Annotated in this window: 13 protein-coding genes; all 13 read left to right on the plus strand. The window is 45.0% G+C overall.

Annotation, left to right across the window (positions count from 1 at the left end):
• The first annotated feature begins 39 nt into the window (after positions 1-39).
• Positions 40-939, plus strand: coding sequence for a carbohydrate ABC transporter permease (locus CHI10_RS05465; RefSeq protein WP_095243306.1), 900 nt, complete (start codon positions 40-42; stop codon positions 937-939).
• Between the two features lie 12 nt (positions 940-951).
• A complete protein-coding gene (locus tag CHI10_RS05470) occupies positions 952-1,782 on the plus strand; it encodes a carbohydrate ABC transporter permease (RefSeq protein ID WP_095243307.1) in 831 nt (276 codons plus the stop codon).
• Positions 1,783-2,058: 276 nt separating this feature from the next.
• Positions 2,059-2,949 (plus strand): acyl-ACP desaturase, encoded by an 891-nt coding sequence (locus CHI10_RS05475; protein ID WP_095243308.1) that lies wholly within the window; start codon positions 2,059-2,061, stop codon positions 2,947-2,949.
• Positions 2,950-3,450: 501 nt separating this feature from the next.
• The gene (locus tag CHI10_RS05485; RefSeq protein ID WP_095243310.1) at positions 3,451-3,807 is read left to right on the plus strand and encodes a SpoIIAA family protein; all 357 of its coding nucleotides are present in this window, start codon (positions 3,451-3,453) and stop codon (positions 3,805-3,807) included.
• A 304-nt stretch (positions 3,808-4,111) separates the two neighbouring features.
• Positions 4,112-5,380 carry a cytosine permease gene (gene codB, locus CHI10_RS05490; protein WP_061791640.1) on the plus strand — a complete coding sequence of 423 codons (1,269 nt, stop codon included), beginning with the start codon at positions 4,112-4,114 and terminating at the stop codon, positions 5,378-5,380.
• Positions 5,370-6,635 carry a cytosine deaminase gene (locus tag CHI10_RS05495; RefSeq protein ID WP_095243311.1) on the plus strand — a complete coding sequence of 422 codons (1,266 nt, stop codon included), beginning with the start codon at positions 5,370-5,372 and terminating at the stop codon, positions 6,633-6,635. The genes codB and CHI10_RS05495 overlap by 11 nt, the downstream gene beginning before the upstream one ends.
• 261 nt (positions 6,636-6,896) lie before the next feature.
• Positions 6,897-8,516 carry an ABC transporter substrate-binding protein gene (locus CHI10_RS05500; RefSeq protein WP_095243312.1) on the plus strand — a complete coding sequence of 540 codons (1,620 nt, stop codon included), beginning with the start codon at positions 6,897-6,899 and terminating at the stop codon, positions 8,514-8,516.
• An 85-nt stretch (positions 8,517-8,601) separates the two neighbouring features.
• Positions 8,602-9,669, plus strand: coding sequence for a M42 family metallopeptidase (locus CHI10_RS05505; RefSeq protein ID WP_095243313.1), 1,068 nt, complete (start codon positions 8,602-8,604; stop codon positions 9,667-9,669).
• A 580-nt stretch (positions 9,670-10,249) separates the two neighbouring features.
• The gene (locus CHI10_RS05510; protein ID WP_076259344.1) at positions 10,250-11,185 is read left to right on the plus strand and encodes a 3-hydroxyacyl-CoA dehydrogenase family protein; all 936 of its coding nucleotides are present in this window, start codon (positions 10,250-10,252) and stop codon (positions 11,183-11,185) included.
• 18 nt (positions 11,186-11,203) lie between these two features.
• A complete protein-coding gene (locus tag CHI10_RS05515) occupies positions 11,204-11,965 on the plus strand; it encodes an SDR family NAD(P)-dependent oxidoreductase (RefSeq protein ID WP_095243314.1) in 762 nt (253 codons plus the stop codon).
• Positions 11,966-12,022: 57 nt separating this feature from the next.
• On the plus strand, positions 12,023-13,306 hold the full coding sequence (gene hisD / locus CHI10_RS05520) for a histidinol dehydrogenase (RefSeq protein WP_095243315.1): 1,284 nt from the start codon (positions 12,023-12,025) through the stop codon (positions 13,304-13,306).
• A 51-nt stretch (positions 13,307-13,357) separates the two neighbouring features.
• Positions 13,358-14,362: a LacI family DNA-binding transcriptional regulator gene (locus CHI10_RS05525; RefSeq protein ID WP_095243316.1), complete on the plus strand. Its 1,005-nt coding sequence runs from the start codon at positions 13,358-13,360 to the stop codon at positions 14,360-14,362.
• Between the two features lie 256 nt (positions 14,363-14,618).
• Entirely contained in the window at positions 14,619-15,929 is a 1,311-nt protein-coding gene (locus CHI10_RS05530; RefSeq protein WP_095243317.1) for a GntP family permease, read from the plus strand.
• Positions 15,930-16,194: the final 265 nt, after the last annotated feature.

Below are 16,194 nucleotides of genomic sequence, written 5' to 3' on the forward strand. Positions count from 1 at the left end.
GGAAAGTATTATCCAAATAGATAGAAGGTAGGAATACTCATGAACAAACGATCTTCTAAGAAAAAATTAAAAGATGCCGGGCAGGGGTATTTGTTTATGTCTCCAACACTATTAGTGTTAGCCCTATTTATCATTGGGCCTATTCTTTATGCTATTTTCCTTTCATTTAATAAAGTTCAGCTTCTTGGCGAAACGAGTTTTGAATTTGTGGCGTTTGAAAATTTCGCCAGAATTATGGAAGACAACAGAGCCCTTATCGCGTTAAAGAATACCGCGAAATATGTGCTGATTGTGGTGCCCTGCCAGACGGCTTTAGCTCTGATATTGGCAGCAACGTTAAATGCCGGTTTAAAGGGAGAAAAGTTCTTTCGCATTGTTTACTTTTTGCCGACGTTAACTTCCTCTGCCGTTTTAACGTTAATTTTCATGTGGATGTATAACAAAGAAGGGCTGATCAACAACCTTCTGGAAATGATCGGACTTCCCGGGTATAACTTTCTAGGCGATCCTGATATCGCATTAAATGCAATCATGCTGATGAATATTTGGGCGACGGCGCCATTTTTTATGGTGATTTATCTCGCAGCTCTTCAGGATATTCCCGATTCCTTATATGAAGCAGCAGAGCTTGATGGGGCCAATGCTCTTCAGAAGTTCTTTTATGTAACGGTTCCTTTCCTGCGTCCGGTTACCTCGTTTGTTGTCATCATGGGGCTAATTGGAACATTCCAGCTGTTTGATCAGTCGTATATCTTCTCCGGCGGATCCGGGGGACCAAACAATTCAACCCTGACAGTCGTTCTATTAATCTATCAATATGCATTCAAATCACTCGGAACAATGGGATATGCGGCTGCACTGGCATTTGCACTGGCTATTATTATTCTAGTTGCAACACTGATCCAGCGTAAATTTTCGAAGGAAGAATCACTTTATTAAGGGGGAACGGACATGAATTCCAGGAAAAAATCATTCAGCAAGCGTCTTCTATACGTCATTCTTGTGCTATACGCTGTCACCACACTTGTTCCGTTCTTATGGGCCCTGTCATCCTCCTTTAAGACATTAGAAGAAATTATTAGCGGGACCATGAACTTTATTCCGAAAAACTTCACTTTGGCAAACTACCAGCAAATTTTTGTGGAACAGGAGCTGTTTCCCAGATGGCTATTAAATTCCCTTATCATCGCGGTAATCGGGACGCTGCTAAATATCATTTTTAACTCAATGGCAGGCTATGCCCTTGCAAGACTTGCGTTTCCCGGTAAAAAGACCTTGTTTATCATTATTCTCGCTGTGTTAATGATACCGGCGCAAGTGACCATGATTCCAAACTATTTAATCCTGAAAGAACTGGGCTGGCTGAACTCTTATCAGGGAATGATTGTACCTTCGATGGTCAATGCGACCTTCATCTTCATGATGAGACAATTTTTTATCAATTTTCCGAAAGAATTGGAGGAAGCTGCACAGCTTGATGGGCTCAGCCGCCTGGGAATCTTCTTCAAGGTAGTGCTGCCTCTTGCCAAACCGGCTCTGGCTGCCCAGGCAATCTTTGTCTTCATGGGCTTCTGGAATGACTTCATGAGACCGCTGATTGTTATGACAGATACAGAAATGTACACTCTCCCATTAGGGCTGAATACGTTTAAAGGCCAATTTGTCAGCTACTGGAACTATATTATGGCAGCGTCCATGGTCTTTACGCTTCCGGTCCTGCTGCTGTATGCATTCTTTAATCGCTACTTTATTAAAGGAATTTCGTTTACGGGCGGGAAGTAATGATGGAAGCAGGGACTCTCTCTCGAAGTGCTGAGGGCCTTGCAATATTGGTGAAAGAGCTAATGGCCTAGTCAGGTGATACAAGATTTAAATGTAAACCGCTGATTAATTATATCGGCGGTTCTTTCGTTCTTCCTTACAGCTCTTAATAAAAATCCTAATTTCCCGAAAATTCGACTTTTATATTAGTTAGTTAACGTGCAAATGTGATATAGTTAAATTAAATTAGTAACAGGTCATAATAGTTAGCTATATAATAGCGATGGAGGTCTACACTTGTTAACAAATCATCTCGATTTTCGTCTGGAGCCGAAGGTAAGGGAATTGTATGAGGAGCATAAAAAGCGTGCTGAAAAAATAGATTGGGGCTATCACGAATTTCTTCCATGGGATAAAGCACAGGATTTCCGGCGTGTACCATGGGATGAAAGCCAGGTGACGCTACCGGAGCCTGTCATTACCGCTGTGGAGACAGCTCTTTTGACAGAAGTCAATCTCCCATGGTTCACCTCTTATTTGGACCAGACATTTAAAGGGTCATTGAATGTTATTAAGGAATTTGTGCATACCTGGACTGCGGAAGAGGATCAGCACTCCAACCTACTTGAAACCTATCTGTTAATCACGCGGAATGTCCATCCGGGCAGGCTTCACCAGCTGCATAAGCAGACAGTCGAAAATGGCTGGAATCCCGATTTCCATACGCCATTTGAAACAATGGTTTATACCTCCATGCAGGAGCTGGCCACCATGGTGTTCTACTATAATGTGGCGAAGGTAGCGGGTCCTCATGATAAGGATTTGTCCACCCTGCTGAGGCGTTTGGCCAAGGATGAGACCCTGCATTATACTTTTTACAGAGACGTTATAAAACATCACCTGCAATTAGAACCTAACTATTGCTACTACCTCGCGAACGTCATCATGAACTTTAAAATGCCGGGTGCTGTCATGCCCGATTTTGAAAACCGCATGGCTATCATCGCAAAAGAAGCCAACTACGGCCCGCTCGAGTATTTTGATCAGGTTCTCGATGTCATTATTGACTATTGGGAAGTGGAAAAGCTGCGGCCAATCGCACCTGAAGCAGAGAAAGCAAGACTTGATATCCTAAACTATCATGCCCGCCTCAAAAAGGTCCGGGATCGATTTTATAGCAAGAAATAATTTATAGAACCGGCGCGTTGGCTGGTTCTATTTTTGTTGGAAAAGAACCGAATTGTGAATAGTGCAAATAGAATCTGGATTTCTGCAAATAGAATTGTGAACGCTGCAAATAGAATCTGAATTCTTGCAAATAGAATTGTGAACTTGCAAATAGGGTTTTTGATTCTGCAAATAGTCGGGTATAACTTGCAAATAGAAAGCAAAACCTGCAAATAGCACACCATTTTCCAATAGATAGAACCGGCGCGTTGGCTGGTTCTATTTTTGTTGGGAAAGAACCGAATTGTGAATGCTGCAAATAGAATCTGAATTCTTGCAAATAGAATTGTGAACTTGCAAATAGGGTTTTTGATTCTGCAAATAGTCGGATAAAACTTGCAAATAGAAAGCAAAACCTGCAAATAGCACACTCCATTTCCAATAAAAAACTCCCCACTGCTAGTTTCGCAGCCCGCAAAATCGGGAAATTACCTCAAATAAAACCACTTGGAGGTAATCAGTATGCTTCAATTCATAGAATCCCGCTCTCCCTCTACCATCGCCCTCGCATTCAATGGCAATGCAACAAAGGAAGATGCTGAAAAACTGGATCAATACGTGAGAGAAAATTTTAAAGATGACCAGAAATTCAATATCCTCGCCATCATGACGGATGTAGACGGGACAACTTTCCAGGGTGCCACGGAAGGAATGGAATTTGATATAAAAAGGTGGAAGCAGTTTAATAAATTCGCGGTTGTCAGTGATAAAGACTGGATTTTTACAGTCTCAAAGCTTACGAACTACCTGCCTGGAATTACAGTCGAATACTTTGAAGGCCATCAGCTTGAGGAAGCCTGGTCATGGATATTGAAATAGCCTTTTGGAAGGGCTATTTTCTGTGTTGGATTGGATCTCGGTTCACTTTTCCATCTTGACACTACTAATTTTTTCTGAAACAATAGTAGACAATTAAATACTGGTACCTTTAATTCAGTCCCGTGAGGCTGACAAGGACAGCGGAAGTATGATGACCAATGGGTGAGGTATATCCTGCCCAAGGGTTCTTCATGCAGGGAAAAGGCTTCTTGTCGGAAAACGGCGAGAAGCCTTTTTCTTTTTCCATCCACTTACTATCGAAGATCCTTCGGTACCAGTTCAAAAAACGATTGGAGGAATTGGTATGAAAAAAGTAGATTTGGATTTTTCGTTAGAAGCGGTACCTCAAGGGCATCGCAATGGTTTTTGGAAAATGCTTGTGGTGATGCTCGGTCTGACCTTCTTCTCGGCCAGCATGTGGTCAGGCGGAACGCTTGGAACAGGATTAACGTTCATTCAGTTTATCGGAATCGTTCTGGCAGGCAACTTGATTTTAGGTGCTTACACAGGGGCACTTGCCTATATCGCGGCAAAGACAGGCCTATCAACGCACCTGCTCACCCGCTATGCTTTCGGTGAAAAAGGATCCTATCTATCATCCTTCCTGCTGGCTGCCACTCAGGTTGGCTGGTTCGGAGTTGGGGTAGCGATGTTTGCGCTGCCGGTTCAAAAAGTAACAGGAATTGATGCGTATCTTCTGATTGCGGTGGCAGGTCTCCTGATGACAGGCACAGCCTTCTTCGGTATGAAGGCACTGGCAATCTTAAGCTTCATAGCAGTACCTTTAATCACTGTTCTGGGAAGCTTCTCCGTTTTTAAAGCAACAGAAACAGCAGGCGGACTGGAAGGGCTTATGCAATATCAGCCAACTGAGGCCATTAGTCTGGCAGCGGCTTTAACAATTTGCGTCGGCTCGTTTATCAGTGCGGGCACGCTGACTCCGGACTTCGCACGATTTTCAAATACAAAGCGTTCAGCGGTAGTATCAACCGTCATCGCCTTCTTCATCGGAAACTCGATCATGTTCCTGTTCGGTGCAATCGGTGCGATCGCAACAGGGCAATCGGATATCTCAGAAGTCATGTTCATCCAAAAATTGATTTTCCCGGCGATTCTGGTTCTTGGTTTAAACATCTGGACAACGAACGATAACGCCTTATATGCATCAGGCTTAGGGTTTGCGAGCATTTTAAAGATCCGAAAGGGAAAGGTTGTCATCTTCAACGGAATTGTCGGAACGATTGCGGCCATGTGGCTGTACAACAACTTTGTCGGGTTCCTGACGATTCTGGGATCGACGCTGCCATCCATCGGAGCTATCATCCTGGCAGATTACTTTATCGTAAATCGCGGAGAATATAAGAAGTTTGCAGATATGAAGTTTAAGGCTGTAAACTGGATCGCGATCCTTGCCTGGGCAGCCGGTGTAGCCGCTGCAAATTTCGTGCCGGGGATCCCGCCAGTCAACTCGCTGTTAGGTTCAGCCATAACATTTGTCCTGGTATCAAAATTGGCTGCTTCATTACAAGGCAGAAATACAGTTCGGGAAGGGGAACTAAGAAGTGATTATTAAAAACGCGAAACTGAGAGGCCGGGAAGGCTTATGGAATATAGCGATACAAGATGGAAAGATTCATAGCCTGACACAAGGGGAATCTAATGCCAGCCAGGAAATTCTGGACGCTGCCGGATCCCTGGTTTCAGCACCCTTCATCGAACCCCATATTCACCTCGACACAACATTGACAGCAGGCGAACCGGAGTGGAACCAGAGCGGAACATTATTCGAAGGCATTCAAAGATGGGCACAAAGAAAAGAAACCCTGACACATGAAGATGTAAAGACAAGGGCGGAAACGGCATTGAAATGGCAAATTGCACAGGGAATCCAGCATGTCCGCACACATGTGGATGTAACCGATCCAAGTCTTACGGCATTAAAGGCACTTTTGGAAGTAAAAGAAGAAATGTCCGACTATGTGGACCTACAGCTGGTAGCTTTCCCGCAGGAGGGGATCAATTCGTATCCAAGCGGCGCCGAGCTCATGGAGGAAGCGCTGAAAATGGGGGCTGATGTGGTGGGCGGCATTCCTCACTTCGAGTTCACAAGGGAGTACGGCGTGGCTTCAATGAAAACGGCCTTTGATCTTGCGGAAAAATATGACCGCCTTGTCGATATCCATTGCGATGAAATCGATGATGAACAGTCGCGCTTTGTGGAAGTGGTGGCTGCGGAAGCCTATGAACGCGGATTGGGCAGCCGGGTAACGGCAAGCCATACAACGGCAATGGGCTCGTACAATGATGCTTATACCTACAAACTGTTCAGACTGTTAAAGCTATCAAACATTAATTTCGTCGCAAACCCGCTCGTAAACATCCATCTGCAGGGACGCTTTGATACATATCCGAAGCGCAGGGGAATTACAAGAGTAAAAGAGCTGCTTGAAGCAGGGCTAAATGTAAGCTTCGGCCATGACGACATCTTTGATCCATGGTATCCGCTTGGCACAGGCAATATGCTGCAGGTGCTCCATATGGGCATCCATGTGTCACAGCTGATGGGGCATGAGCAGATTGTTAACTCGTTTGACCTGATAACAACTAACAGTGCTAAAACTTTAAATATTGATGAGAAATATGGAATTGAAGAAGGAAAGCCGGCCAACCTGATTATTCTTGATGCGGAAAATGAGTATGAAGCGATTAGGAGGCAGGCGGCTGTCAAGTATTCAGTTAGAAATGGAAAAATAATTGCTGAAACGAAACCCAGCCAGACATCAGTGGTGTTTGGTGAAGAAAAAATGAATGTGGATTTTCATAAATGATAGAAAGAATGACTGGCTCAGGCTGACTGGGTCAGTTTTTTTGCTATCCAAAAAATTATTAGAATTATGTAATCGCTTACAACCTTAATGGTAAAGAAGCTGGTAAAACAAGCTTTCCAAAATAAGTATTTCGACTCTAAAAATATAGTAGAATATTTCGATAATCTAATATATACTAATTTTTATTAAAAAGTATGAAAAGTCTAAAAACAATACTTTTTCTTACTTTCATCTACACAAAAACCATAAGGGGGAAACACAATGAAAGGCAAGTCTTCACTGGTTTTAAGCATTTTACTGATTCTATCATTGCTGCTTTCTGCATGTTCCGGCAGCGATGAAAAAGCATCAGGCAGCAGCAGCGGCGATCCAAAAGAGGGCGGTTCCTTAATTTATGCCCGTGGTGCTGATGCGATTGGGCTGGATCCCATCAATGTAACAGATGGCGAATCCATCCGTGTAACAAGCAATATTTTTGAAACATTGTTTGTATATGACGAAAATCTTGAAGTCCAGCCGGGATTAGCGGAATCTCACAAAGTCTCTGACGATGGACTGACATGGACCATTACCCTTAAAAAGGGCATCAAGTTCCAGGACGGAACCGACTTTAATGCGGAAGCGGTCGTGTTCAACTTTGATCGGTGGATGGATCCTGATAACCCCTACCATAAAGGGGATTTTCCATACTACCCTTTCTTGTATGGCGGCTTTAAAGGGGATCCCAACCATAAGATCGAGTATGTAAAAGCAGTTGATGAATCAACAGTAGAGTTTAAATTAACGGAAAAGACAGCAGCTTTTATCAGCTATTTGGCTATTCCTATGTTTGGAATTGCAAGTCCGGCGGCGATCGAAAAGCATGGTGACAAGTTCTATCAGCATCCAGTGGGAACTGGCCCGTTTGTATTTGAAAGCTGGAAAACCAATGACAAAATCGTCCTAAAGAAAAATGAAAATTATGCAGGCGAAGGTCCATACCTGGATGAGCTAATTTTCCGCGTCATTCCGGAGAATTCCTCACGTCTTACGGCTCTTCAAGCGGGGGAAGTCGATATCATCGATGGGCTTAATCCGGATGATGCCACGACCATCGAAGCGGATTCAAACTTAAGTCTTGTCAAGCGCCCAAGCTTTAACATCGGCTACATGGTTCTCAACACACAAATGGCCCCTTTTGATGATGTTAAAGTCCGCCAGGCAGTCAATATGGCCATTGATAAACAGGCCATTGTAGATGCGTTTTATAACGGCTATGCCGAAGTGGCGAAAAACCCATTCCCATCTGTGCTTTGGGGCTATAATGACAGCATTGAAGACTACAAATTCAATGTGGAAGAAGCGAAAAAGCTATTGGCAGAAGCCGGTTATCCAGATGGATTTAAGACCCAGCTTTGGGCGATGAGCAACCCAAGGCCGTATATGCCGCAGCCGATGAAGGTGGCAGAAGCCATCCAATCAGATTTGAAGAAAGTTGGCATCGAAGCCGAAATCGTAACCTATGAATGGGCAACGTACCTTCAAAAGTCTGGAAACGGGGAACATCCCATGGGCTTATACGGCTGGACAGGCGTTATGGCCGATCCGGATAACTTCCTGTTCCCGAACCTGAGTGCAACGAATACGGAGAAACCTGCCAGCAACCGTGCGTTCTATGAAAACGAAGAATTCACGAAGCTTCTGCAGGACGCCCGTGTAACATTTGACCAGGACGAACGGGCAAAGCTTTACCAGCAGGCTCAGGAAATTTTCCACAAAGATGCCCCATGGGTGACGCTTGCACATACAACACCGCCAATCGCAATGGCGGCCTATGTCCAGGGATTCACAGCACACCCAATGGAAGATGATGACTTTACGAAGGTTTACTTGACGAATTAACAGGGGACGAGGGGACAGGTCCTATGTCCCAAGGTGCGTTGGGGACAGTGAACCTGTCCCTCTGTCCCCCAGGGAGGGTTTCACAGTGTATGAATTATTAAAAGGCTTATGCGATATCGTCGGTCCAAGCGGTTTTGAACAAGATGTACAACGATTTATTTTAAATGAAGTGAAGGATTATGTGGATGAATACCACGTCGATTCGGTTGGGAACCTGATTGTGAAAAAGAAAGGAAATAACCCGGATTTTCCTTCATTAGTCATTGCAGCCCACACCGATGAAATTGGGTTTATAGTAAAGAAAATCGAGGATAACGGTTTAATTCGATTTGAGAAATTAGGCGGGTTTGATGACCGTATTCTTTTATCACTGCCGGTTAAGGTCCGTTCTGAAAAAGGTGCTGTAGATGGAGTGATTGGAACCATTTCTGCCCACTATGTGAAATGGGATGATCCAAAGCGCATTTCCAGCCACCGCGATCTTTATATTGATATCGGCGCCCGTACTGCAGAAGAAGCCGCGGAAATGGGAATTAAGATTGGACAGCCCATCAGCTATGGCACCGAATTCAAGAAAATAGGAAATAACCGCGTTACCGGCAAAGCTTTGGACGACCGGGCAGGTTGCGCCCTATTGATTCGTCTGCTCCAAAACATTGGAGGAAGCGGGGCTCAGCATGGTGACATTTACGGTGCCTTTACGGTTCAGGAGGAAGTTGGGTTAAGAGGAGCATCCGTTGTATCTGCTGCGGTAGAGCCTGACTTTGCGCTGGCACTGGATACAACACCAACCAGCGACACATTTGACGTGCTCATGACAGGCACAAGAATCCTGGGCAATGGCCCTTGCATCAAAATCGCTGATAAATCACTGATTGCCCATCCGCTTGTCACTCAGCACCTCGAAAAAGTGGCGGAAGAAGGGGATATCCCATACCAGCATGAAGTCTTCATGGGAATCGGAACAGATGCTGGCGCCATCCATATGACAAATAAAGGCGTCACAGCAGGGGTTATCTCCATCCCGTCCCGCTATACGCATACGCCAATTGAAGTAGTCGATTTGGATGATATGGAGAACTCCTACAAGCTGCTGCATGACTTTGTGGTGACATTGAATCAGCTGAAGGGGAAGACGTTTTTGGATACTTAATCGTATCAGAGAAGACAGTGGGCTTAGGCTCTCTGTCTTTTTTTATAAAAGCTGCCGTGCGAAACGGGCTATTTGCGGAATTCTCCTCTCTATTTGCAGGATTAGTTATTCTATTTGCAGATTCAACCGGTCTATTTGCAAAATGAGCTTCTCTATTTGCAGGTTCCGCAATTCTATTAGTAATGTTCACATTCACACATCACATCTGCCAAACTCCGGAACTGGAATCAGTCTATCTTCCTTTTCTATTAAAGCCGGCAGCGTATGCGTGCTGGATTGCTCTATTTGCAGGATTCCCCTCTCTATTTGCAGCTTTGGCCATTCTAATTGCAGGTTCAACCGTTCTATTTGCAGGATTCCCGATTCTATTAATAATGTTCACATTCACGGGAAGAAGGCGGCCCGACTGGGATTGATCTGTCAGTCATTTTATTAAAATCAATCAAACGTTTGATTAAATTCTCAGCTAAAAACAAATGAATATTTTAACAATTTATAATTTTATATTGAATTCACAGCACTTACATTGTATATTGAATACGTATTCAAAAACTAGAAATTTCAGAAAGATGGTGAGCGATTGGAGAGAATAGCTGTACTTGGGTGCGGCACGATGGGCCATTCCATTGCGCTTAATGCGGCCTGGGCCGGACTGAGCGTGACCATGCAGGGCATCAGTGACGCTGACCTGGAACAGGGCTGGACCAACATGCTGAAGAAGCTTGAGGTTATGCTCAATAACGGTATTTTATCCGAATCGGAAGCTGGCCACATTCAGGAAAATATTAAAATGACTGTCTCTGTTGAAGAAGCAGTTCAGGGTGCTACTTTCGTGATTGAAGCTGTACCGGAAAACATTCAATTAAAGATTGACTTATTTAAGCGTCTCGACGCTCTTTGTGCTCCCGATGTCATTCTCGCAAGCAATACTTCAGGCCTCAGTCCAACGGAGATTGCTTCAGAGACTGCTCATCCGGAACGGACAGTGGTTACACACTTCTGGAATCCGGCTCATCTGATTCCTCTTGTCGAAGTTGTTCGTGGAGAGAAGACCGGCGATGAAGCAGTGGAAAGGTCTTTTCAGCTTTTAAAGCAAATGAAGAAAAAGCCGATTGAAGTGAAAAAAGAGGTTCCCGGTTTTGTCGGCAATCGCCTTCAATATGCCCTATTCCGTGAAGCCCAGTACCTTCTGGAGGAAGGCATCGCGAGCAAAGAAGATATTGATGATGCCGTTACTTACGGAATTGGACGCAGGCTGCCGGTTTCAGGTCCATTGATGACAGCTGACATGGGCGGGCTGGATGTCTTCTCCGCCATATCTGATTATCTGTTCCAGCACTTATCCAGTGCAGAGGAATCTTTGCCGGCACTAAAGAAGCTTGTGTCTGAACAGAAGCTCGGCGATAAAACGGGTGAAGGCTACTACAAGTGGGATGAAGCTTTTTCCAAAGAGTACAATCAGAAGAGGGAAGCGGAGCTGATCCGTTTTCTAAAGAAGGATCTGGGAATTCAATAATTCTGATGGAGGAATGGCATGAAGAACTTTCCTGACCTGGAGAATAAATCGGTAATCGTGACAGGCGGAAGCAAAGGAATCGGCAGGGATATCGCCATGTCCTTTGCCGAAAACGGAGCGAAGGTTGTCATCGTGGGCAGAAATGAAGACGCTCTCCGCCAGACAACCGATGAGCTGAAAAAAATTAACACCAATAGCTATTATGTTTCCGCTGATTTAAATAATGTCTCAGAGATTAAAAGAATGACAGAAGCAGCAGTGGATTATATGGGCTCTCTCGATGTGCTGATCAATAACGCCGGGATTAACCGGGCCAAGCCTGCCATGGAAGTGACGGAAGAGGACTGGGACCTGACGCTTGATACCAATTTGAAGGCAGCGTTTTTCTGCAGCCAGAAAGCAGCCGAGTATATGATTCCGAATCAATCCGGCAAGATTGTTAATATTGCTTCCCAGATGGCGTTTGTCGGCTACTACAAACGGGCGGCCTATTGTGCCAGCAAGGGAGGCATGGTGCAGCTGACGAAAGCGCTCGCGGTGGAATGGGCATCACATGGCATCAATGTAAACGCGGTTGCTCCCACTTTTATCGAAACCGAGCTGACTTCAAAAATGTTCGAGGACAAGGAATTTGAAAAGGAAGTCTACGGCAGAATTCCGCTTGGAAAGCTTGCGGATGCCGAGGATGTCTCGGCCGCAACTCTATTCCTTTCTTCCAATCTATCAAAGTTCATTACAGGCGATACAATAAAAGTAGATGGCGGCTGGACAGCCATATAAATTTTTTTCCTTAATTTTGCATACGTATTCAAAAATAAAAACAGGAGTGATATCAAAGTGGCAACTTTCTTAAAACAAGGCAAAAATGATCAAGAGGTACAGGAAGCAGATGTAAAAGTAAGAGAATCGGTGAGCGCCATTCTTAAAAATATTGAAGAAAACGGAGATGCAGAAGTCCGCAAGCTTTCCGAGCAGTTCGATAAGTGGTCACCGGAGCAATTCAGACTATCTGAAGAGCAAATCAAAGAAATTGTTGCATCTGTACCTGAACAGACAATCAACGATATCAAGTTTGCGCAGGAACAAATCCGCAATTTCGCTGAACATCAAAAAGCAGCATTGCAGGACATTGAAGTGGAAACATTGCCTGGTGTGTTCCTTGGCCATAAAAATGTTCCGGTAAACAGTGTTGGCTGCTATATCCCAGGCGGACGCTACCCAATGGTTGCTTCCTCCCACATGAGTGTTCTGACTGCTAAAGTGGCAGGCGTTAAGCGCGTGATTGCCTGCACGCCTCCGATTAAAGGAGAAATTCCTTCTGCTACGGTTGCGGCGATGCATCTGGCTGGCGCTGACGAGATTTACCTTCTTGGCGGAATCCAGGCGATGGGTGCAATGGCAATCGGAACAGAATCCATTGAGCCGGTTGATATGCTTGTTGGGCCAGGAAATGCGTTTGTGGCGGAAGCGAAGCGCCAATTATACGGAAGAGTCGGAATCGACCTGTTCGCAGGCCCAACTGAGGTTCTTGTCATAGCGGATGAAACATCCGATGCAGAAATAATTGCAACGGATTTATTAGGACAGGCAGAGCATGGACCAAACTCTCCGGCATGTCTAATTACAACATCTGAAAAATTAGCGAATGAAACAGTAACAGAAATCGAACGCCAGCTGGAGACTCTTCCAACAGCAGATGTTGCAGGAGCGGCATGGAAAGACTACGGCTCCATCATCCTTGTAGACAGCCTGGAAGAAGCCGTAGTAGAAGCGGACAAATTGGCTTATGAGCATGTGGAGGTTTTAACTGAAGATCCGAACTACTTCCTTGAAAACATGACTAACTATGGTGCACTTTTCCTTGGGCCTGAAACGAATGTGGCTTACGGTGATAAAGTAATCGGAACAAACCATACACTTCCAACGAAAAAAGCAGCCCGCTACACTGGCGGACTTTGGGTGGGGAAATTCTTAAAAACATGCACATACCAGAGAACAACGCCTGAAGCGAGTGCGAAAATCGGTGAATATGCATCCCGTCTATGTGACCTTGAAGGCTTTAAAGGCCACCAGGCACAGGCAGATCTTCGTGTAAAACGCTACAGCAGTCTCGTGAAGTAAGCAAAATCTGATATAATTTCTCTGTCTAGATTCAGGCAGGAGGAACATGCGTTGAAAAATAAAAAAGTGACAGCCATGGATGTAGCCCGATTGGCAGGCGTTTCCCAATCGAGCGTATCCCGGGCTTTTAGTGAAAATTCAAGTATCTCATCAAAAAAGAAACAGCTTATTTTGGATGCTGCCGAACAGCTGGGATATCAGCCGAATGCCATAGCAAGGGGCCTGATTACCAATCAGTCCCGCATCATAGGCGTTGTCATGCGAAATATCCAGAACCCTTTTTATCCGGAAATCCTCGATAAGTTTTACAGCAGGCTGGCTGAAAAAGGGTACAAGGTTATGTTTATCAACTCCCAGAATAATGAGATCCAAGAGGATGAAGTGAGCCATTTAATTGAATACAGCGTCGAGGGAGCCATCATTACAGATGCGCTTTTGACCTCATCGACTGTGCAGAAATTTACACGCAATGGCATCTCGGTCGTCCTGTTTAACCGATATGTGAACGATTCCTTAAGCAGTGCTGTTGTATGCGATAACTTTGCTGCCGGGAAAAGGATTGGGCACTACTTAATAGAAAAAGGACATGAAAATCTCGCCTTTATCTCCGGACCGATGAATACATCAACAACAGTTGATCGAAAAAATGGCTTCCAGAAAGCTTTGGCGGAACACGGCATCTCTTCCTTTTTAACCGAAAACGGCCTTTATTCATATGAAGGAGGATTTGCTGCAGCCCAAAAGCTGCTGGAACGCAGTAAAAAGATAGATGCCATCTTCTGTGCAAATGATATATCCGCTTTTGGCGCAATGGATTATCTGAAAAAACAGGGCATCAGAGTCCCTGAGGATATCTCTGTTGTAGGCTTTGACAATGTGGCGATGTCAGATTGGTCATCTTATGAATTAACCACCTGGCACCAGCCGGTAGACGAAATGGTCGATTATTCAATAAACCTTCTTTTGGAGCATATTAATGGGGACACAGACACCCCTGAAATCCAAAGATTAGAAGGCCATTTGGTGGAAAGAGGATCAGTAGCGGACAGAAGGTAATGGAGAGAAGGTGTGGGTTTTTAGTAAAACTAATTTTACATCTTTGAAGTTCGATAATTGTCTAGCTCCAGGCGCCATCGGCTCGAGGTCATAAGCCAATCCGTCCAAAAGGTTAAAGAACAACCTTTCAGCCGGCTTGTCTTATGCTTGAGGCCCGCACGATGCGGGTCATGCAGACGTTGCCACAGGACGTGGCGGTTTTAGTCTGCTTTCTATATAAGCGGGCGCCTTGCGCTTTTCTGATAGGAGGCTTTTTATGCTAAGTATGATTGGATTGCTTGGGGGGATCGGGCTTCTCATCTATTTGACGATGAGAGGGATGAATCTGCTGCTTGCTGCCCCTCTTTCAGCATTTATTGTTGCAATATTCAGTGGATTGCCGATTTTCCCTCAGCTGGCAGGCGAGGGTGAGGTCAATTTTCTGACTAACTATATGAACGGATTTGCCGGATTTATTACATCGTGGTATTTGATGTTCTTATTCGGCGCCATTTTCGGAAAACTTATGGAAGACAGCGGAGCAGCAGACAGTGTTTCCAAATGGATTATCGATAAAATTGGCATGAAGCGGGCTGCATTAGCCGTTGTCATCGCCTGTGCGGTCTTAACCTATGGCGGCGTAAGTCTGTTTGTCGTTGCATTCTCCGTCTATCCAATGGCATTGAGCCTATTTAAGGAAGCCAACCTGCCAAGAAGATTCATTCCGGCAGCTCTTGCCTTCGGTTCGACTACATTTACCATGACATCTGCCGGTTCCCCGGAAATCCAGAACTGGATTCCGATTGAGTTCCTGGGCACTTCCCCATATGCCGCCTGGGAAGTCAGCTTCATTGTCGCTGTCTTTATGATGGCATTTGGATACTGGTGGCTGAAGAAAATGATTAACAAGGCGATCCGCAATGGAGAAAAATTTGAGGCAAGAGAAACAGACTCTGCACTAATCCGTAAAAACTTGCCAAGCCCATTATTAAGTGTGATTCCGCTTTTGGTGGTCCTTGTGATTTCGTTTATTTTCCATGATTCATTGGCACAGTCAGCCTTGATTATTGCTTTATTGAGCGGCTGCTTTGCAACTTATTTTCTTAACCTTAAGTATTTCACGAATGTATGGGGAGCCGTATCAGAAGGAACCATCGGCGCATTGATTGCCATTGCCAATACCTCTGCAGTTGTCGGATTTGGCGGTGTGGCAAAAGCAACCCCTGCCTTTGCCACTGCGGTTGATGCCATGACCAGCATTCCGGGAAGCCCTTTAATCGGCGGAGCCCTGGCTGTTGCTGTCATTGCCGGCCTGACCGGATCTGCTTCCGGCGGCCAATCGATTGCCCTGCCGCTTCTGGCTCCGCATTATCTGGACATGGGTGTCAATGCAAGTGAACTTCACCGTGTTGTAGCGATATCATCGGGATCAATTGATTCCTTGCCGCATGGCGGTTACGTTGTGACAACCATCCGGGCAATCTGCGGCGAGTCCCATAAGGATGCCTACCCGGCATTTGGCGCATTGACCGTGATTGTGCCGATACTTGGTGTTATTTTAGCAGTCGTTTTATTCTCGATTTTCTAAAGTGCTTAGCAGAAAGACAGAGGGGTTTGTGCTCTCTGTCTTTCTTTCTATTAAAATCGGGCGGTATCCGCTTTGCGGAATTGCTCTATTTGCGGAGTTTCTGGGACTATTTGCAAGACGGGCCATGCTATTTGCGGGCTCCACCGGTCTATTTGCAAAATGTGCATCTCTATTTGCAGATTTCCCGTCTCTATTAGTAATGTTCAAAACTCCGAAACTGGAATCAGTTTATTTTTAAAAAGTGTTATTTTCCAGTAAACTCGGT

This window comes from Bacillus sp. 7894-2 (assembly GCF_002272225.1).
In the GTDB taxonomy this organism is placed as follows: Bacteria; Bacillota; Bacilli; order Bacillales; family Cytobacillaceae; genus Cytobacillus.

What these genes read in the sequence shown, in the direction of transcription:
- CHI10_RS05465 (WP_095243306.1), top strand. Translation starts at nt 40, where the DNA reads ATGAACAAACGATCTTCTAAGAAAAAATTAAAAGATGCCGGGCAGGGG.
- CHI10_RS05470 (WP_095243307.1), top strand. Translation starts at nt 952, where the DNA reads ATGAATTCCAGGAAAAAATCATTCAGCAAGCGTCTTCTATACGTCATT.
- CHI10_RS05485 (WP_095243310.1), top strand. Translation starts at nt 3,451, where the DNA reads ATGCTTCAATTCATAGAATCCCGCTCTCCCTCTACCATCGCCCTCGCA.
- codB (WP_061791640.1), top strand. Translation starts at nt 4,112, where the DNA reads ATGAAAAAAGTAGATTTGGATTTTTCGTTAGAAGCGGTACCTCAAGGG.
- CHI10_RS05500 (WP_095243312.1), top strand. Translation starts at nt 6,897, where the DNA reads ATGAAAGGCAAGTCTTCACTGGTTTTAAGCATTTTACTGATTCTATCA.
- CHI10_RS05515 (WP_095243314.1), top strand. Translation starts at nt 11,204, where the DNA reads ATGAAGAACTTTCCTGACCTGGAGAATAAATCGGTAATCGTGACAGGC.
- CHI10_RS05530 (WP_095243317.1), top strand. Translation starts at nt 14,619, where the DNA reads ATGCTAAGTATGATTGGATTGCTTGGGGGGATCGGGCTTCTCATCTAT.